We start from the raw sequence: 17,740 nt of genomic DNA, 5'->3' as shown, positions 1-17,740 counted from the left end.
GCCCGGTGGATGCCAGTGCATATTCGACATCGGCCTGTCGTTTTAGCGGATATCTTTCATGATCCGAGCAACGATACGAAGTTTGATGTGGTCGCCGACAAGCGCCTTGTAGCCATCCGCCCCGAAACTCGCGCGATTGATGCTTCCGGTAAGTTCTATCAGCAAATTCGAGCGATCGGTCACCGCCGTACCGCGTTGACGGAAGAGGCGTGCATCGAGGGTGACGGGGCGCGTTACACCTCGGACGGTCAAATTGCCCTCCACGGTCGCGTCGCGCAGGGTTCCGCGTATGCGAGTGGAGCGGAAATGGATTTCGGGAAAGCGGGCCGTATCCAGAACTGAGCGGCTTTTCATCGCTTCGGTCGCGAATATGAACCCGGCGCGCGCAGCCCGGGCGTTCAGCGTAACCAGAACGCGGCTCGTGGGTACATTGTCGAGGTCAATCAGCAGATCGGCAGAGGTGACCGGCATTGAACCCGATTTCTCGACCCCATCCAGAAGGTAGTTGAAATTCACGCTCGAACGGGCAACGTCCAGCCGATAATTCTCGGGGCCCGCGTGCAAGGGCAGGGCGAAGAGAGCGAAGATGAGGATCAGGGTGCGCAGCATGCAGCAATGATAGGTTGGTTTTCTGGCAGTAAAGCGAAAGTGCGGTCACGTTTACGTCAGAAACCACTATCTGGTTGGTCAGCCTGACGTTGATGGTCGCGACAGACCGCGATGATGTGTGGCCCCGACATGCCGGGTTCGGCTGAAAATCCGCCAGCTTCGAACGGACGCATGCTGTTAGCGGCAACAGCACTTCACGAAATGTGACGGCGATCACGCCAAGGAATCGCACAAAACGTGAGATTCAGGTCGATAATTACACCGCTTAAAATGATGCAAACGGTCGCATGTTTATCAAGTAATTGAAAACAAACAAATTTCGCATTTCCATTGGTTAATCTAACTGGCTTGCGAGGTGCGCACACCTCTGTTACACCCACGCCGAATTTCGATGTTTTGTAAGAAAACCATCGTCGGGAAACGCCCCCGGAGGCGGCTTATGTGCCGCCCGACAACCGGGGCCAGATTATCGGAAGGGTGGACGTGTCCGAACCAGCTTCGATTTCTTCCGGCATTGCCGCACGCTATGCCACAGCTATCTTTGAGATTTCGAAAGAGGGCAAGTCCCTCAAGAAACTCGAAGAAAACATCAGCGATCTCGACGCAGCGCTGGCCGATAGTGCCGATCTGCGCGATCTCATTAGCAGCCCCGTCGTTTCGCGGGCGGATCAGGGCGCCGCGATTGCCGCGATTGGCAAGCAGATGGGTCTCGAGAGCGTATTGCAGAATGGCCTTGGCCTGATGGCCGAAAAACGCCGCCTGTTCGTGCTGCCGCAGCTTGTCGCGCAATTGCAGGCGATGATTGCCGAAGACAAAGGCGAGATGACCGCAGATGTGACCAGTGCCAAGGCGTTGACCAAGGCCCAGTCAGACAAGCTGGCGAAAACGCTGAAGACCCGCATGGGCAAGTCGATAAAGATCAATGCGACCGTTGATGAAAGTCTCATCGGCGGTCTTGTCGTTAAGGTGGGTTCGAAAATGATCGACACGTCGATCCGCTCGCGCCTCAATTCCCTCCAGAATGCAATGAAAGAGGTCGGATAAATGGGTATCCAAGCAGCAGAGATTTCTGCGATCCTGAAGGACCAGATCAAAAACTTTGGTGAAGAAGCCGAAGTAACTGAAGTTGGTCGTGTGCTGTCCGTTGGTGACGGTATCGCGCGTGTACACGGGCTGGACAATGTTCAGGCCGGTGAGTTGGTGGAATTCCCCGGCTCGATCATGGGCATGGCGTTGAACCTCGAAAGCGACAACGTTGGTGTGGTTATCTTCGGTTCCGACCGGGACATTAAAGAAGGTGACACCGTCAAGCGGACCAAGTCGATCGTGGACGTGCCGATCGGGGACGAACTGCTGGGTCGTGTTGTTGACGCTCTGGGCAACCCGCTGGACGGCAAGGGCCCGATCAAGACCAAGAAACGCGGTCTGGCCGACGTCAAGGCGCCGGGCATCATCCCGCGTAAATCGGTTCACGAGCCGATGGCGACAGGTTTGAAATCGGTTGACGCGATGATCCCGATTGGCCGGGGTCAGCGCGAGCTGATCATCGGTGACCGTCAGACCGGTAAAACGGCTGTTGCTCTCGACACCATGCTGAACCAGAAATCCTACAACGATGCCGCTGGCGAAGACGAGTCGAAGAAGCTTTACTGCGTCTACGTGGCCGTGGGCCAGAAACGTTCGACCGTGGCTCAGCTGGTGAAGAAGCTGGAAGAAGCCGGATCGATGGAATATTCGATCGTTGTGGCTGCGACCGCCTCGGACCCCGCGCCGATGCAGTTCCTCGCGCCTTATTCGGCCACCGCCATTGCCGAGCACTTCCGCGATAATGGCCGCCACGCGCTGATCGTCTATGATGACCTTTCGAAACAGGCCGTGTCCTATCGTCAGATGTCGCTGCTGCTGCGTCGTCCGCCCGGACGTGAAGCCTATCCGGGCGACGTTTTCTACCTGCACTCCCGCCTGCTGGAGCGTTCGGCCAAGCTGAACGAAGATAATGGCGCCGGTTCGCTGACCGCGCTGCCGATCATTGAAACCCAGGGCGGCGACGTTTCGGCCTTTATTCCGACCAACGTGATCTCGATTACAGACGGTCAGATCTTCCTTGAAACGGAACTGTTCTACCAGGGTATCCGCCCGGCGGTGAACACCGGTCTCAGCGTTTCCCGTGTTGGATCGTCGGCCCAGACCAACGCGATGAAATCCGTCGCTGGTCCGGTCAAACTGTCACTGGCTCAGTATCGCGAAATGGCGGCCTTTGCGCAGTTCGGTTCCGACCTTGACGCCGCCACCCAGCAGCTGCTGGCGCGTGGTGCCCGTCTGACCGAGCTGATGAAACAGCCGCAATATTCGCCGCTGACCAACGCCGAGATCGTCTGCATGATCTACGCCGGGACCAAAGGCTATCTCGACAAGATCGACGTCAAGCAGGTTGGCCGCTTCGAGGAAGGTCTGCTGGCGCATCTGCGTGGCAAGCATCAGAAGCTGCTGGACATGATCACCAAAGAAGATCCGAAGATCAAAGGCGAGGCCGAAGATCAGATCAAGGCCGCGCTGGACGAATTCGCAGCCGACTTCGCTTAAGGGAAAGGACGAGGGCACATGCCAAGTCTAAAGGACCTTAAAACACGGATCGAGTCGGTCAAATCGACCCGCAAGATCACCAAGGCCATGCAGATGGTTGCCGCGGCGAAGCTTCGCCGCGCGCAGGAAAAAGCCGAGATGTCGCGCCCTTATGCCGAACGGTTCAATGCCGTGATGGCAAAACTGGCGTCGTCGGTCGGGTCGTCTGACAACGCCCCCAAGCTGCTGAGCGGTACGGGCAGCGATCAGACCCAACTGCTGGTTGTGATGACCGCTGAACGCGGCCTTTGTGGCGGATTCAATGGCAACATTGCCAAGCTTGCGCGCGCCGAGGCGCAAAAGCTGCAGGCCGAGGGCAAGACCGTCAAGATCATTACCGTGGGCAAGAAAGGCCGCGACGCGATCAAACGCGACGTGGGCAATCTCTTTATCCACCATGTTGATCTGACTGAGGTCAAAAATGTGGGCTATGGTGACGCGCAGTCGATCGCCGCTGGCATTCTCGACCGGTTCGAGGCGGGTGAATTTGACGTGGCCAAGATCTTCTATTCGAAGTTCGAGAACGTCGTCAGTCAGATCCCGACGATGCAGCAGGTGATCCCCGCCACTTTCGAGGTCACGGAAGGGGACGACGACAGCTCGTTCTACGACTTCGAGCCTGACGAGCAGGCGATCCTGTCGGATCTGCTGCCGCGCGGTGTGGCCACGGCGATCTTCAGCGCGCTGCTGGAAAACGGTGCGTCAGAACAAGGTGCACGGATGTCCGCGATGGACAACGCGACACGCAACGCGGGCGAGATGATCGACAAGCTGACGATCCAGTTCAACCGCTCACGTCAGGCCGTGATCACCAACGAGCTTATTGAAATCATTTCGGGCGCGGAAGCGCTCTAGAGAAGAACCGGAGACTAAAAATGGCAAACGCAAAAGGCAAAGTGACCCAGGTCATCGGCGCCGTGGTGGACGTTCAGTTCGACGATCACCTGCCCGAGATTTTGAACTCGCTGACAACCGACAACAACGGCAAGGCGCTGGTCCTGGAAGTGGCACAGCACCTTGGCGAAAACACCGTACGCACGATCGCGATGGATGCGACCGAAGGTCTGGTCCGCGGTCAGGAAGTCACCGACAGTGGCAAACCGATCCAGATGCCTGTGGGGAACGCCACGCTGGGCCGCATCCTGAACGTCATCGGCGAGCCGGTGGACGAAAAAGGCCCGGTCAAGGCCAAGGAATACCGCGCGATCCATCAGGAAGCGCCGGCATTTTCGGAACAGTCGACTGAATCCGTGGTGCTTGAGACTGGAATCAAAGTGGTTGACCTGCTGGCGCCTTACGCCAAGGGCGGCAAGATCGGCCTCTTTGGTGGTGCGGGTGTGGGCAAGACGGTTCTGATCATGGAACTGATCAACAACATCGCCAAAGTGCACTCGGGCTTCTCGGTTTTCGCCGGTGTCGGCGAGCGGACCCGTGAAGGTAACGACCTTTACCACGAGATGATCGAATCCAACGTGATCAACCCTGACAATCTGGAAGAAAGCCAGGTTGCTCTGGTTTACGGTCAGATGAACGAACCTCCCGGAGCGCGTATGCGGGTTGCCCTCAGCGGTCTGACCCTGGCCGAGCAGTTCCGCGATCAGTCCGGAACCGACGTTCTCTTTTTCGTCGATAACATCTTCCGCTTTACCCAAGCCGGTTCCGAGGTTTCGGCCCTGCTGGGTCGTATTCCTTCCGCTGTGGGCTACCAGCCGACGCTGGCGACCGACATGGGTGCGATGCAGGAACGCATCACCTCGACCAAGGCTGGTTCGATCACCTCGGTGCAAGCGGTTTACGTGCCTGCGGACGACCTTACCGACCCTGCACCTGCGACCTCGTTCGCGCACCTCGATGCAACAACCGTTCTGTCGCGTGCGATCTCGGAACTGGGCATCTACCCGGCGGTGGACCCGCTCGATTCAACCTCGCGTCTGATGGACCCGGCGGTAGTGGGCGAGGAACACTACCAAGTGGCGCGTGACGTTCAGGGCATTCTGCAACGCTACAAGTCGCTGCAGGACATCATCGCGATCCTCGGCATGGACGAACTCAGCGAAGAGGACAAGCTGACCGTGGCCCGCGCCCGGAAGATCCAGCGCTTCCTCAGCCAGCCCTTCGACGTGGCCAAGGTGTTCACCGGGTCCGACGGCGTTCAGGTGCCACTGGCAGAAACCATTGCGTCCTTCAAGGCCGTGGTTGCCGGCGAATACGATCACCTGCCCGAAGGCGCCTTCTACATGGTAGGCGGCATCGACGAGGTTGTCGCCAAAGCCGAGAAAATGGCTGCTGAAGCCGCCTAAGCGTAGGGTGGGGTTTTATCGCCCCACCGCACATCCAATACGGAGGCCGATAGATGGCTGACACAGTGCAATTCGATCTGGTTTCGCCCGAGCGTCTGCTGGCCTCGGTCGATGCCAAGGAAGTGCAGATCCCGGGGGCTGAGGGTGACATGACGGCGTTGCCGGATCACGCACCCCTGATCACCACTTTACGTCCCGGTGTGCTGAAAGTAACCAGCAACGAAGGCGAGGCGGAATATGTCGTGACCGGCGGCTTTGCCGAGATCAGCCCCGGCGGCATCTCGGTTCTGGCCGAACGTGCTGTGCCGCGCGGCGACATGACCCAGGACGAATTTAAATCGATGATCAATGACGCCAAAGAGAAACTCTCGAAGGCGCAGGAAACCTTTGTCAACGAGCCTGGCCCGGTGGACGACGCCGCCAAGCTGCTGGCAGACATGGTCGCGATGGGTGGCGAAATCGGTCTGACCGCCGACTAATCCCCTCACATAACCACGGGAACAGGGGTCTTTTGGGCCCCTTTTTTCTTTTTTCTTTCGCAATTTCGTCCAAAAGTCGTAGTAGGGACAACCGCAACTTGTTTGTGTGTAAGTGATGAAAAAGTTTTTGAAACAGGCGCTTGGCGTCGATCAGGGCGAAGAAATACTGTTCTCGGATTACGAGGATGGTGGTGAGATGTGGACGGGCCACGGACCCCGCGAACGCCGACATGCCGTGACATTCCGCGAACCGTTCAAATCCACACCGGTTGTGCATGTAGCCTTGTCGATGTGGGATATGGACAGCGCTACAAATGCGCGTGCCGACATCTCAGCCGAAAATGTCACCGCTGACGGCTTTGACATGGTGTTTCGCACCTGGGGCGACAGTCGCATTGCCCGCGCCCGTGGCCGCTGGATGGCAATCGGCGCGGTGGCGCATGACGACGACTGGCAGCTCTACTAACGTATCGAAACGGGGTTAGTGCGCCTCGGCCCAATTCATGCCCTGACCGGCATCGACGATCAGCGGCACGTCCAGATGCACAGCCGGGTCGGCGGCGCCCTCCATGACCGTGCGGGCGGCTTTTATTACATCCTCGGCGGCGGCTTCTTCAGCCTCGAACAGCAATTCGTCATGTACCTGCAGCAGCATCTTGCAGGGGAGGCCCTTGATGGCATCCGGCATCCGGATCATCGCCCGGCGGATAATGTCGGCGGCGGTGCCCTGAATCGGCGCGTTGATCGCGGCGCGCTTGGCGAACCCGGCATGGGGGCCCTTGGCGTTGATCTCGGGGGTGTGGATCTTGCGGCCAAAGAGGGTCTGGACATGCCCGTGTTCCTTGGCGAATTTCACTGTGTCATCCATATAGGTGCGAATGCCCGGGAAACGTTCGAAATAGCGGTCGATAAAGCCCTGCGCCTCGGAGCGGGGGATGCGCAGGTTGCGCGCCAGACCAAAGCCCGAAATGCCGTAGATCACGCCGAAATTGATCGCCTTGGCGCGGCGGCGCACTTCGGGGGTCATCTCATCTAGCGGCACGTCGAACATTTCGCTGGCGGTCATGGCATGAATGTCGAGCCCGTCGGCAAAGGCCTGTTTCAGCGCCGGTATGTCGGCCACATGGGCCAGGATGCGCAGCTCGATCTGGGAATAGTCGAGCGACAGAAGAGTGTTGCCGGGTGTGGCGATGAATGCCTCGCGGATGCGACGGCCTTCTTCAGTACGTACTGGGATGTTCTGCAGGTTGGGATCGGTCGATGCCAGCCTCCCGGTGCTGGCACCGGTTTGAACGTAGGACGTGTGTACACGGGTGGTATCAGGGTCGATATGGTCTTGCAGCGCGTCGGTATAGGTGGATTTGAGCTTTGAAAGCTGCCGCCAGTCCAGCACGCGGGCGGGCAGGTCATGTTCGGTGGCCAGATCTTCGAGCACATCCGCCCCGGTGGCATAGGCGCCGGTCTTGCCCTTCTTGCCGCCTTCAATGCCCATTTCATCAAACAGGATTTCGCCAAGCTGCTTCGGAGAACCGACATTGAAGCTCCGACCGGCGAGTTCGTGAATTTCCGCCTCAAGCCCGGCCATCTTCTGGGCAAAGGCGTTGGACATGCGGCTTAGAACTTCGCGGTCCACCTTGATGCCATGCATCTCCATCTGGCTCAGCACCGGTACCAGCGGGCGTTCGAGGCTTTCGTAGACGGTGGTGACTTTTTCGCGGTGCAGTTGCGGCTTGAAGATATGCCAGAGTCGCAGGGTGATGTCGGCATCCTCGGCGGCATATTTTACCGCGTCGTCAACGGGAACACGGTCAAAGGTGATGGCGGATTTACCGGTGCCTAGAAGGGATTTGATCGGAATGGGCGAGTGGCTGAGATAACGTTCCGACAACGCATCCATGCCGTGGTTATGGATGCCCGCATTAAGCGCGTAGGACATCAGCATCGTGTCGTCGATCGGCGCGATCCGCACCCCGTAACGGGCGAAGATCTTGGCGTCGTATTTCATATTCTGGCCGATCTTGAGGATCGCGTCATCCTCCAGCACCGATTTGAGCGCTTCCAGCACTTCGTCGGTTCCGAGCTGCCCCTCGGCCAGCGTATCGGTGGCAAAAAGATCGCCGCTGCTTTCACCTTCTTTGTGGATGAGGGGGATATAGCAGGCCTCGCCGGGATCAACGCTGAGGCAGATGCCTACCAGTTCGGCCTGCATTTCATTGAGCGAGGTGGTTTCGGTATCCACGGCCACGTAGCCGACATAGGTGATCCGGTCGATCCATTTTTGCAACGCCGTCATATCGCTGACCCGTTCATATCTCTCGGGGTCGATGGCGGGCCATTCGGGCGCGGCGCTGTCCTCGGACGGGGCAGGGGTGTCTTCGATCACCGGGGGTTCCGCCCCAAGCGCGTCGGCGATGCGTTTGCTGAGCGTGCGGAACTCCATTTCGGCCAGGAAACCCAGCAGCGTGTCAGGCTCGGGATTCCTGACCTCAAGGTCGTCAAGGGTGAAATCCAGCGGCGTGTTCAGGTCCAGCTGCACGAGCTTCTTCGACAGTTCGATCTGGTCGCGCTTTTCGATCAGGGTTTCGCGGCGCTTGGGCTGTTTGATTTCGCCCGCGCGGTCCAGCAGCGTTTCCAGATCGCCGAATTCGTTGATCAGCAACGCGGCGGTCTTGATGCCAATGCCCGGCGCGCCGGGGACGTTATCGACGGAATCCCCCGCCAGCGCCTGTACATCGACCACCCGATCAGGCCCGACGCCGAATTTCTCCTCGACGCCCTCCACGTCGATGCGCTTGTTCTTCATCGCATCCAGCATCTCGACCCCGCCGCCGACCAACTGCATCAGGTCCTTGTCGCTGCTGATGATAGTCACGCGCCCGCCCGCGTCGCGGGCCTGCACCGAGAGCGTGGCGATGATGTCGTCGGCCTCGAACCCTTCGATTTCCTTGCAGGCGATGTTGAAGGCTTCAGTGGCGGTGCGGGTCAGCGGGATCTGCGGGCGCAGGTCTTCGGGCATCGCCTCGCGGTTGGCTTTGTATTCGGGGTAGAGATCATTGCGGAATGTGTGGCTGCCCTTGTCAAAGATCACGGCCACATGGGTGGGCGCATCGGGGCCGGCATTATCCTGCACGTATTTCTGCAGCATGTTGCAGAAACCGCTGACCGCGCCGATGGGCAGCCCGTCGGATTTGCGCGTCAGCGGCGGCAAGGCGTGATAGGCGCGGAAGATAAAGGCCGAGCCGTCGATCAGGTGCAGGTGACACCCTTTGCCGAATTGTGTGTCCATGATCGCGCCCCCGCCCGGTTGGTGTTTATTGTTCCGGTATTGCCACGAAGTGAGACGGGGTGCCAGCCGGATCATGGCAGGAGTTGACAGGAGAGGCGGCTGAATCAGCGCAGTGGATATAAAGATAGCGCCCGGGATGCAGGATTGGCAGGGATCGGCCCCAAGAGCAGTTCTTATGTTGCGCGTGTCTTTTGCCGGGCGGCCATCACGTCACGGGCGAGGGTCAGCGTATAGGCTTTTAGCTCTTGCAGCGCAGTCTCAGCAGCGCGGGCGTCCATCGCCTCGATTGCTTCGGCGATACAGGTGTGAAGGCGCACAATTTCTTCGCGCGACCGGGCGGTGAAGGTGATCATGTTCATCAGCGGTTGCATCGCCTCGACCGCGCCCGCCAGTTGGTAAGACAACACCGGGTTGCCCGCGGCATCGACCAGCGCGCGGTGAAAGGTCACGTCCGAGGCGCAGAACGACTCGTCGCTGAGGCCGGGCTGGCCCTGACGGTGAATCTCGGCCCGCATCGTTGCCAGATGATCGGGTGTTCGCCGCTCGGCCGCCAAAGGGGTGCAGGCGCGTTCAAGCGCATAGCGCGCCTCACAGGCCACGTCGAAACTGACCGCATTCATGCTGAGCAGCAGCGTCGCGGTGGTGATTTGCTGGCCATATGCCTCTTCGTAACTCAGCCGGTTCACGAAGGCGCCGCCAAAGGCTCCACGCTGTGTGCGGATCAGTGATTGCGCCGCCAGCCGTTTTAATGCCTCGCGCACGGTGGGGCGCGAGACCTGGAACTGATCGGCCAGCTCGGCCTCGGAGGGCAGTCGTTCGTCCACGATCATATCGCCGCTGACGATGGCATCGCGGATGGCCTGTGCGATCTGTGCCGACAGATCAGCTTTGTTATCTGGATCAATTTTCATTTGTCTTACATTTAAATGTCTGACATTTTAAAAGCAAGTACTGAGTCGGAGATCAACCCGGTGAAAGCCATCCTTCAAACACCGATGCGAAGCCTGCTGTGGCTTGGCTTCTTCGCCACGATTCTGGCGGCATGGTGGGTGATGTATGCGATGGCGGTGGGGATGGATCTGGATATGCTGGGTCGTCCGGGGGCGGCAGGGCAAGCCATGCGCCAGATGGACCCGCGCATGGACATGTATATGCCGATGGCGCATTTCGGGCCTCTTTTTGCGATGTGGGCGATCATGATGGCGGCGATGATGCTGCCGACGCTGGTGCCGACACTGCGCAGCTATGAAGATCTGATGACCAGCGCCAATGGCAGCCGCGCGGGCTGGCTGGGCGTTTTGCTGGGCTATTTCATCACCTGGGTGGGTTTTGCCGCCCTGATCACCGGTGTGCAACTGGCGCTGCTTTTCGGCGGTGTTGTTGACATGCTGGGCATCGCGACATCACCTGTCTTTGCTGGCCTGCTGTTGCTGGCGGTAGGTGCGTTTCAGTTCACCCGCGCCAAAGAAATCTGTCACGGCGTCTGCCACAGCCCGATGATGTATTTCCTGGGCCATTGGCGCGCCGGGTTCGCGGGCGGGTTGCGTATGGGGCTGGGGCTGGGTGCGTTTTGTGTCGGCTGCTGCTGGGGCTTCATGGCGCTTGGTTTCGTGGGCGGGGTAATGAGCCTTTTGTGGATGGGCCTCGCGACGCTCTTCATGGTGCTCGAAAAACTGCCACAGATCGGTCACGCGGTGACAAGACCGATGGGTGTGGCGCTGATATTCAGCGGTCTGGCCGTGCTGGCCCTGCCGCTTGCAAATGGAGGATAATCAATGGCGATCAAACGCAAGCCGGATGCCGACAAACTGCCGGTATCCCAACGGATCGACAACCGGATGCCGAACCCGAAGCGGCGCAAGATGTCGCCGACCGAGTGGGCCATCAAGGGTGAGCTTTTCCTGAATTGCTCCTGCACGGTCTTCTGCCCCTGTGTTGTCAGCCTTGGTAATCATCCACCCACGGAAGGCCATTGCCACGCCTGGATGGCCATTGCCATCGACGAGGGACATTTCGAGGGCGAGGACCTGTCTGGTCTCAACGTCGGGCTTCTGGTCGATATTCCGGGTCGCATGGGCGAGGGCAACTGGCGTGTTGCAGCCTATGTTGACGAGCGGGCCAGCGGTAAAGCCTATAATGGTATCCTACAAATCTTCTCGGGCCAGGCGGGTGGCACCACCGGGCTTTTCACCATGCTGGTTTCCGAAATCATCGGTGCCGAACGCCAAAAGGTCGAGATCGTGCGCGACGGCAAGAAGCGCGGCATCTATATCGGCCGCAAGATTGCGGGCGAGATCGAGATGATCGACGGGCTCAGCCCCGATCATCCGGTGATGGTGACGAATTCCAAATACTGGATGGGGCCGGATATCATTGCCGCGAAGGGCCTGAAATCCAAGGTGCGCGACTATGGCCGGGTCTGGGATTTCGGCGGCAAATCGGCCGAGATCTGCCCGATCGATTGGAAAGGTCCAAAGTAAAATGGCACTGCTTTCGCCATCGCGCCGGGTGCGCCGCACGCCTTTTTCCGAAGGTGTGGAAGCGCAAGGTATCAAGGCCTACACCGTTTATAACCGCATGCTGCTGCCGACGATGTTCGCCAGTGTCGAGGAAGATTATCACCATCTGAAACAGGCGGTGCAGGTCTGGGATGTTTCGTGCGAGCGACAGGTGCAGGTGCAGGGTCCGGATGCGCTCCGTCTGATCCAGTTCCTGACGCCCCGGGACCTTGGTAAAATCAGCCCCAATCGCTGCATGTATGTTCCGGTCACGGATCAGGGTGGCGGCATGCTGAACGATCCGGTATTGGTGCAGGCGGGGCCTGAGACTTATTGGATTTCCATTGCGGATAGTGACCTGTTGATGTGGGTCAACGCAGTCGCCGCGTGTAACGGCTTCGATGTTACGGTCAGCGAACCCGATGTCTCACCTTTGGGCGTTCAGGGACCGAAATCGGATGACTTGATGGCGCAGGTCTTTGGCGACAAGGTTCGCGATCTGACATTCTTCGGCTGTGATCGGTTTAAATTCAACGGCTTTGACTTCCTGATCGCGCGCTCTGGCTACTCCAAACAGGGCGGGTTTGAGATTTACGTTGAAGGCTCTGAGCGTGGCATGCCGCTCTGGCACGCGCTTTTTGAGGCGGGAAAACCGCTTGATGTGCGGGCGGGGGGGCCAAACCTGATTGAGCGGATCGAAAGTGGCTTGCTGTCTTATGGTAACGATATGACAAGCGATAATTCCCCGCTTGAATGTGGTCTGGGCAAGTTTGTCAGCGCGAGCCAACTTGGCACCTGTTTTGGTGGTCGTGCCATGCGCGAGGAGCTTGAAGCTGGCAGTGCGCAGATGATCCGGGCGCTTGAGATTGAAGGTAAAGCGGTTCCCACCTGTGACAGAGCGTGGCCGTTGCGAGCCGATGGCGAGATCGTCGGGCAGGTCACATCGGCGACGTGGTCTCCGGATTTTGCCACCAATGTTGCCATTGGCATGGTGGCCGCAACCCATTGGAACGGTGGGCGCGCGCTGAAGGTCGATACGCCGGATGGACCACGCGAGGCGCGGGTGCGGCACGGATTTTGGAACTGATTATTGGGCGTGATGCCCTGCCTGGGTAATTTCAGGGAAAACTTAAAAGACGAGAGGAAACAAGATGTTCAAGGCACTAGTTGTTGAGAAAGACGAAGAGAGTGGCAAAACCAGCGCTGCCGTGAAAGAACTAGGCGTTGATGACCTGCCCGAGGGTGAGGTCACGGTCGCGGTCGAATATTCGACGGTCAACTACAAGGACGGCCTGTGCATCGGACCGGGCGGTGGGCTGGTGCGCAAGTATCCGCATGTACCCGGCATTGATTTTGCAGGCACGGTTGAGGCGTCGTCTGATGATCGCTACCGCCCTGGCGATAAGGTCGTGCTGACCGGCTGGCGCGTGGGCGAGGCACATTGGGGCGGCTACTCGCAGAAGGCCAATGTACGCGCCGACTGGCTGGTGCCACTGCCCGACGGGCTTGATACCCGTGAGGCGATGGCGGTGGGCACGGCGGGCTTTACCGCGATGCTGGCGGTCATGGCGCTTGAAGATCACGGGCTTGAGCCCGGGTATGGACCGGTGCTGGTCACCGGAGCAGCGGGCGGGGTCGGCAGCGTGGCCACCGCGATTCTGGCCAATCTGGGCTATGAAGTGGCCGGAGTGACCGGTCGGCCTGAAACGGCGGATTACCTCAAATCCTTGGGCGCCACGCAGATCGTTGCCCGCGAAGAGATCAACGAGACCACAAAACGTCCGCTGGAATCGGAATCTTGGTCCGGCTGTGTCGATGCCGTGGGCGGTGCCATGTTGGCGCGGGTGCTCGGGCAGATGAAATACGGTGCCTCGGTTTCGGCAGTCGGTCTGGCAGGCGGCGCTGGCCTGCCCGCCACGGTTATTCCGTTCCTCTTGCGCGGGGTGAACCTGCTGGGCATCGACAGCGTGATGCAACCCTACGACAACCGCGTCCGCGCCTGGAAGCGGATCGCCAGCGACCTGCCGATGGATAAGCTTGAGGCGATGATCCAACCAGCGAAACTTGGGGATTTGCCGGGCCTTGGCGCAGATATCCTGAAAGGACAGGTCAAGGGTCGTGTCGTCGTCGACGTTAACGCCTGACAGGGCAGGGGCCGGGCCTGAAACGGGCCCGGCTCACCCCCCCCGAAAATTCTGTGCTCCGGCTCCGGTTGGGTCAGATCTAGACTTGCTGCAACAGTTCCAAAGAGTTTTTAACCATCTGATCTGAAAACTCTTTTGTTTCTGGCCCAGAGCAAACCTCTCGCACTATATGTTCTGGTGCTAAAGTGGAAGTTTCGGGGGATGCGGTGAACGGTTACGGGAATGGGAACATTACGCTACGCCTGGCGCGGGACGAGAATTTCGAAGGCATCTGGCCGATCCTGCGGAGCGTGATCCGCGCGGGGGAGACCTATGCCATCGACCCGCAGATCAGCCGAGATGGGGCCTTTGATCTGTGGATGCAGTCGCCACGCGCCACCTATGTGGCCGAGGTGGGCGGTGAAATCCTGGGGACCTACTATATCAAGACCAATCACGCGGGCGGCGGTGCGCATGTGTGCACCTGCGACTACCTGGTGGCCGAGGCGGCGCGGGGGCAGGGGCTGGCCGCCTGGATGTGTGAGCATTCGCAGGCCGAGGCGCTCAAACTGGGCTATCGCGCGATGCAGTATAACCTGGTTCTGTCGACCAATACCCACGCCGTTCATCTTTCGCACAAGCTGGGCTTTGACACGGTTGGCCGTCTGCCAACGGCCTTCGATCATCCGAAGATGGGGCTGATTGACGCGCTGGTGATGTATAAATGGCTGGAGTTTTGAGTTACTGATCCTCAAGGATCAAGTCGCTGGCTTTTTCACCGATCATGATCGCGGGGGCGTTGGTATTGCCTGAAACGATTTCCGGCATGATCGAGCAGTCCGCGACGCGCAACCCGCGGATGCCGTGGACGCGCAGCCTGTCGTCGACAACCGCGTCCGGCCCGTCGCCCATCTTGCAGGTGCCTGTTGGGTGGTAGATCGAGGCGGTATTATTGCGCACCCAATCCAGCGTGGCGTCATAGTCATTCATGTCCAGATTGGCGCTAGGGCGAAACTCTTCTGAGATCTTTGTAGTCAATGGCGGGTGTCGTGCGATCGTCCGTGCGATGTTGACGCCGGCAACAATTGTCCGGCAATCGGTCTCGGTGGACAGATAATTGGGAATGATTTTGGGATAGGTCCTCGGGTCGCTGCTTGACAACCTGATCTCTCCCCGGCTTTCGGGGCGCAACTGGCACACCGACATGGTGAATGCCGAGAACTTGTCAGCCCCTTTGCCCGGGTTTTCCGCAGAGAGCGGCTGCACATGAAACTGAATGTCTGGCGTTTCCTGGTCTTCGTTGGTTTTCAGGAAGCCGGTTGCCAGGCTGGCGGCCATCGTCATCGGGCCGGACCGGAACATCAGGTATTTCAGACCGATCCTAGCTTGCCCGAATAGGCTGCTCACCTCATCATTCAACGTCGGTTCATTGCATTTATAGACAAGTCGTGCTTGCAAATGGTCCTGCATCCCCTTGCCAACGCCCCTGAGCTCTTTTTTGATCGTGATACCGTGTGCGTTAAGTTGCTCGGCTTCACCGATGCCGGAAAGCATCAACAATTGCGGAGAGTTGATAGCGCCGCCACTCAGAATGATCTCCCGCTTAGCGGAGATTGTCTTTAGGGCACCACTGCGATCGGTGTAGCTGACCCCGGTTGCGCAATTGCCTTCTATTTCGATTTTATCGACCTGGGCGTGGGTAATGATCTGCAGGTTTTCGCGCGATTTAACAGGTTTGAGATAGGCCACCGCCGAACTGCATCGTCGCCCGTTCTTTGAGGTGAGTTGGAAAAAACCGACACCTTCCTGATTTTCGCCATTGTAGTCCGGGTTGAAAGGATAGCCTGCGGCTTGCGCGGCGGCGACCCAGGCATCCGTGATGGGGCGCTGAATGCGCATGTTCGACACCGATAGCGGTCCGTCCTGCCCATGATAGGCGTCGGCGCCGCGTTCGTTGTCCTCGGCGCGTTTGAACAGGGGCAGGACATCGTCCCATCCCCAGCCCTTGTTGCCCATCTGCCGCCAGCGATCGTAATCCTGTGGCTGACCCCGAACATAGAGCAACCCGTTCAGCGAAGAAGATCCGCCTAACACCTTGCCGCGTGGCCATTCGATGGAGCGCCCGTTCAACCCTGGGTCGGGTTCGGTTTTGTAGCACCAGTCCACCTTCGGATTGTGGATGGTTTTGAAATAGCCCACCGGGATGTGTATCCATGGATTAGTGTCGCGCCCACCTGCCTCAAGTAGAATGACACGGTTCTTGGGGTCGGCACTCAGACGATTGGCCAGAACGCACCCGGCCGAACCTGCGCCGATGACTATGAAATCAGCTTCCATGAAATGTCCTCCCCATGCGGTAGAAAATAATTCTATGCAGATTAGAAAAAATAAGCTAGTGTTTTTTGGAACTAAAAGTCTCAACCAATGAGAAACTCTAAACGGGAGGACCCAATGAGTGTATTCAATAAACTAGACCACATCTCACGGCGCGATGTGTTCAGGCTGGCAGGGCGGTACGGGATGAGCTCGACGCTGCTTGCGGCTGGTGCCTTTGGCGGCGCGATGAGCCTGGGCAATCTGGCGCGTGCCGCTGAATCGACCTACGAAAAACGATTCGCCAAAGAACCGAAGCACACGCTCAAATTCGGTGCTGCAGGCTTCAATGCGCGCAACCTGCTGATCGAGCGCGCTGGTGCACTGGAATTCGCCCGTGACCTGGAAAGCCGCACTGACGGTGAAATCCGCGTTGAATTCATTGGCGATAATCAGATTTGCGGTCAGGTGTCCTGCGTTGAAAAGGCGCAACAGGGTATCGTCGATATCTATGCTGCCTCCACGCAGAACTCTGCCGGTGGCGCGCCTTACCTGAACGTTCTCGACTATGCGTTCATGTTCCGGAGCCGGGCAGATCAATACCACTTCCTGTATCATCCGAAATCCGTCGAGCTGCTGCGCGATCCCTATGAAAAGCGCCACGGTCTGAAATTCCTGTTCTCGCACGCAGAACTGCGCGGAATTCAGCTGGGCCTGGCTTGGGAAGACAAGGAAACCGTGACAAGCATTGAGCAACTCTTTGGCACCAAGAACCGTGTTACGGGCACTCAATTGGGGCGAATCGCCATGACTGCCCTGAACCTGAACCCGGTTCCTGTGGCTTGGGAAGAAACCCTCGACGGCCTGAAACAGGGTCTGATCGATGGTGCGGAAACCTGGGCATCTGCGGTTGCGTACGCCAACATGTCGCCGGTTGTTTCCCAGTCGGTACATCTCGATTTCTTCTGCGGTACAGAGCATACGGCGATGAATGCAGGCGTGTTCGACAGCCTCGGCGGCGAGTTGCAGGATGCTGTCATGGAAAGCTCGTACTGGGCACAGACCCACGTACAGGCGGCCAACGAGGCGGCACTGGTCAAGACGGTTGGTCTGTCCGATCCGCAGCTGCCGAATACGATCTTCGCCCAGAACAACGTGCGCAACGCCTTCTTGTCAAAAGAAGAACGTCGCAAGGCGGAAGAGATGTGCTCGCCCGAGTTCCAGCCCCAGCTTTGGGAAGAATGGCGCGAACGTCTTAACGGCTGGTCCGGTGGCATGGATACGTATCAGGAGATCTACAATATCGCACGCGAGATTGAAGAAGATACCTTGCCAGAGAACGTCGAGCCGCGTCGCTGGTGGAAAGCCTGATACCGGCCTGACATTAAAAATTGGCCGGTTCGTTTCACACGGGCCGGCCTGTTTTACCGCTTTCGGTTTTCTGGATTCGTTGTCGGGCCTCCCCCGAATGGGGAGCACCGGCATCCAGATTTTGAAAGCTCTTTGATCC

16 protein-coding genes are annotated in these 17,740 nt (G+C 58.6%); 12 read left to right on the top strand and 4 right to left on the bottom strand.

Annotated features, from left to right (window positions below):
• Positions 1-42 precede the first annotated feature (42 nt).
• Positions 43-609: a YceI family protein gene (locus tag LC334_RS01315; protein ID WP_085798420.1), complete on the bottom strand. Its 567-nt coding sequence runs from the start codon at positions 607-609 to the stop codon at positions 43-45.
• Between the two features lie 483 nt (positions 610-1,092).
• On the opposite strand from LC334_RS01315, the gene LC334_RS01310 reads away from it, so the two are divergent.
• From LC334_RS01310 to LC334_RS01285, 6 genes are all read left to right on the top strand, one after another.
• A complete protein-coding gene (locus tag LC334_RS01310; protein ID WP_085798772.1) occupies positions 1,093-1,653 on the top strand; it encodes a F0F1 ATP synthase subunit delta in 561 nt (186 codons plus the stop codon).
• On the top strand, positions 1,654-3,192 hold the full coding sequence (gene atpA, locus LC334_RS01305) for a F0F1 ATP synthase subunit alpha (RefSeq protein ID WP_085798419.1): 1,539 nt from the start codon (positions 1,654-1,656) through the stop codon (positions 3,190-3,192).
• Positions 3,193-3,210: 18 nt separating this feature from the next.
• On the top strand, positions 3,211-4,086 hold the full coding sequence (locus tag LC334_RS01300) for a F0F1 ATP synthase subunit gamma (RefSeq protein WP_085798418.1): 876 nt from the start codon (positions 3,211-3,213) through the stop codon (positions 4,084-4,086).
• A 20-nt stretch (positions 4,087-4,106) separates the two neighbouring features.
• Positions 4,107-5,531, top strand: coding sequence for a F0F1 ATP synthase subunit beta (atpD, locus tag LC334_RS01295; protein ID WP_085798417.1), 1,425 nt, complete (start codon positions 4,107-4,109; stop codon positions 5,529-5,531).
• Between the two features lie 53 nt (positions 5,532-5,584).
• The gene (locus LC334_RS01290) at positions 5,585-6,010 is read left to right on the top strand and encodes a F0F1 ATP synthase subunit epsilon (RefSeq protein WP_085798416.1); all 426 of its coding nucleotides are present in this window, start codon (positions 5,585-5,587) and stop codon (positions 6,008-6,010) included.
• A 115-nt stretch (positions 6,011-6,125) separates the two neighbouring features.
• Entirely contained in the window at positions 6,126-6,476 is a 351-nt protein-coding gene (locus LC334_RS01285; RefSeq protein WP_085798415.1) for an H-type lectin domain-containing protein, read from the top strand.
• 15 nt (positions 6,477-6,491) lie between these two features.
• On the opposite strand, the gene polA is transcribed toward LC334_RS01285, so the two are convergent.
• The gene (gene polA / locus LC334_RS01280) at positions 6,492-9,296 is read right to left on the bottom strand and encodes a DNA polymerase I (protein WP_085798771.1); all 2,805 of its coding nucleotides are present in this window, start codon (positions 9,294-9,296) and stop codon (positions 6,492-6,494) included.
• 173 nt (positions 9,297-9,469) lie between these two features.
• Positions 9,470-10,207 carry a FadR/GntR family transcriptional regulator gene (locus LC334_RS01275; RefSeq protein WP_085798414.1) on the bottom strand — a complete coding sequence of 246 codons (738 nt, stop codon included), beginning with the start codon at positions 10,205-10,207 and terminating at the stop codon, positions 9,470-9,472.
• Positions 10,208-10,291: 84 nt separating this feature from the next.
• Here LC334_RS01275 and LC334_RS01270 point away from each other — a divergent pair, with 84 nt between their 5' ends.
• From LC334_RS01270 to LC334_RS01250, 5 genes are all read left to right on the top strand, one after another.
• Complete coding sequence (locus LC334_RS01270; RefSeq protein WP_085798770.1) at positions 10,292-11,068, top strand: DUF2182 domain-containing protein; 777 nt, start codon at positions 10,292-10,294, stop codon at positions 11,066-11,068.
• 3 nt (positions 11,069-11,071) lie between these two features.
• Complete coding sequence (locus LC334_RS01265) at positions 11,072-11,776, top strand: DUF1326 domain-containing protein (protein WP_085798413.1); 705 nt, start codon at positions 11,072-11,074, stop codon at positions 11,774-11,776.
• Position 11,777: 1 nt separating this feature from the next.
• Positions 11,778-12,881 (top strand): dimethylsulfoniopropionate demethylase, encoded by a 1,104-nt coding sequence (locus LC334_RS01260; RefSeq protein ID WP_085798412.1) that lies wholly within the window; start codon positions 11,778-11,780, stop codon positions 12,879-12,881.
• A gap of 64 nt (positions 12,882-12,945) precedes the next feature.
• Positions 12,946-13,938, top strand: a complete 993-nt coding sequence (acuI, locus tag LC334_RS01255; protein WP_085798411.1) for an acryloyl-CoA reductase — start codon at positions 12,946-12,948, stop codon at positions 13,936-13,938.
• 206 nt (positions 13,939-14,144) lie between these two features.
• Positions 14,145-14,657 carry a GNAT family N-acetyltransferase gene (locus LC334_RS01250; protein ID WP_223412839.1) on the top strand — a complete coding sequence of 171 codons (513 nt, stop codon included), beginning with the start codon at positions 14,145-14,147 and terminating at the stop codon, positions 14,655-14,657.
• A 1-nt stretch (position 14,658) separates the two neighbouring features.
• Here the strand turns inward: LC334_RS01250 and LC334_RS01245 are convergent, their stop codons facing one another.
• Positions 14,659-16,254, bottom strand: a complete 1,596-nt coding sequence (locus tag LC334_RS01245) for a GMC family oxidoreductase (protein WP_085798410.1) — start codon at positions 16,252-16,254, stop codon at positions 14,659-14,661.
• A 114-nt stretch (positions 16,255-16,368) separates the two neighbouring features.
• Here LC334_RS01245 and LC334_RS01240 point away from each other — a divergent pair, with 114 nt between their 5' ends.
• Positions 16,369-17,601, top strand: coding sequence for a TRAP transporter substrate-binding protein (locus tag LC334_RS01240; protein WP_085798409.1), 1,233 nt, complete (start codon positions 16,369-16,371; stop codon positions 17,599-17,601).
• Positions 17,602-17,740 lie beyond the last annotated feature (139 nt).

Origin of the sequence: Roseovarius aestuarii, assembly GCF_019966515.1 — a bacterium.
GTDB classification, from domain to species: Bacteria; Pseudomonadota; Alphaproteobacteria; order Rhodobacterales; family Rhodobacteraceae; genus Roseovarius; species Roseovarius aestuarii.
This window is presented reverse-complemented; position numbering and strand designations above follow the sequence as displayed.

Coding starts and splice junctions, on each gene's coding strand:
- LC334_RS01315 (WP_085798420.1), bottom strand. CDS start 609: ATGCTGCGCACCCTGATCCTCATCTTCGCTCTCTTCGCCCTGCCCTTG.
- atpA (WP_085798419.1), top strand. CDS start 1,654: ATGGGTATCCAAGCAGCAGAGATTTCTGCGATCCTGAAGGACCAGATC.
- LC334_RS01300 (WP_085798418.1), top strand. CDS start 3,211: ATGCCAAGTCTAAAGGACCTTAAAACACGGATCGAGTCGGTCAAATCG.
- atpD (WP_085798417.1), top strand. CDS start 4,107: ATGGCAAACGCAAAAGGCAAAGTGACCCAGGTCATCGGCGCCGTGGTG.
- LC334_RS01290 (WP_085798416.1), top strand. CDS start 5,585: ATGGCTGACACAGTGCAATTCGATCTGGTTTCGCCCGAGCGTCTGCTG.
- LC334_RS01285 (WP_085798415.1), top strand. CDS start 6,126: ATGAAAAAGTTTTTGAAACAGGCGCTTGGCGTCGATCAGGGCGAAGAA.
- polA (WP_085798771.1), bottom strand. CDS start 9,296: ATGGACACACAATTCGGCAAAGGGTGTCACCTGCACCTGATCGACGGC.
- LC334_RS01275 (WP_085798414.1), bottom strand. CDS start 10,207: ATGAAAATTGATCCAGATAACAAAGCTGATCTGTCGGCACAGATCGCA.
- LC334_RS01270 (WP_085798770.1), top strand. CDS start 10,292: ATGCGAAGCCTGCTGTGGCTTGGCTTCTTCGCCACGATTCTGGCGGCA.
- LC334_RS01265 (WP_085798413.1), top strand. CDS start 11,072: ATGGCGATCAAACGCAAGCCGGATGCCGACAAACTGCCGGTATCCCAA.
- LC334_RS01260 (WP_085798412.1), top strand. CDS start 11,778: ATGGCACTGCTTTCGCCATCGCGCCGGGTGCGCCGCACGCCTTTTTCC.
- acuI (WP_085798411.1), top strand. CDS start 12,946: ATGTTCAAGGCACTAGTTGTTGAGAAAGACGAAGAGAGTGGCAAAACC.
- LC334_RS01245 (WP_085798410.1), bottom strand. CDS start 16,254: ATGGAAGCTGATTTCATAGTCATCGGCGCAGGTTCGGCCGGGTGCGTT.
- LC334_RS01240 (WP_085798409.1), top strand. CDS start 16,369: ATGAGTGTATTCAATAAACTAGACCACATCTCACGGCGCGATGTGTTC.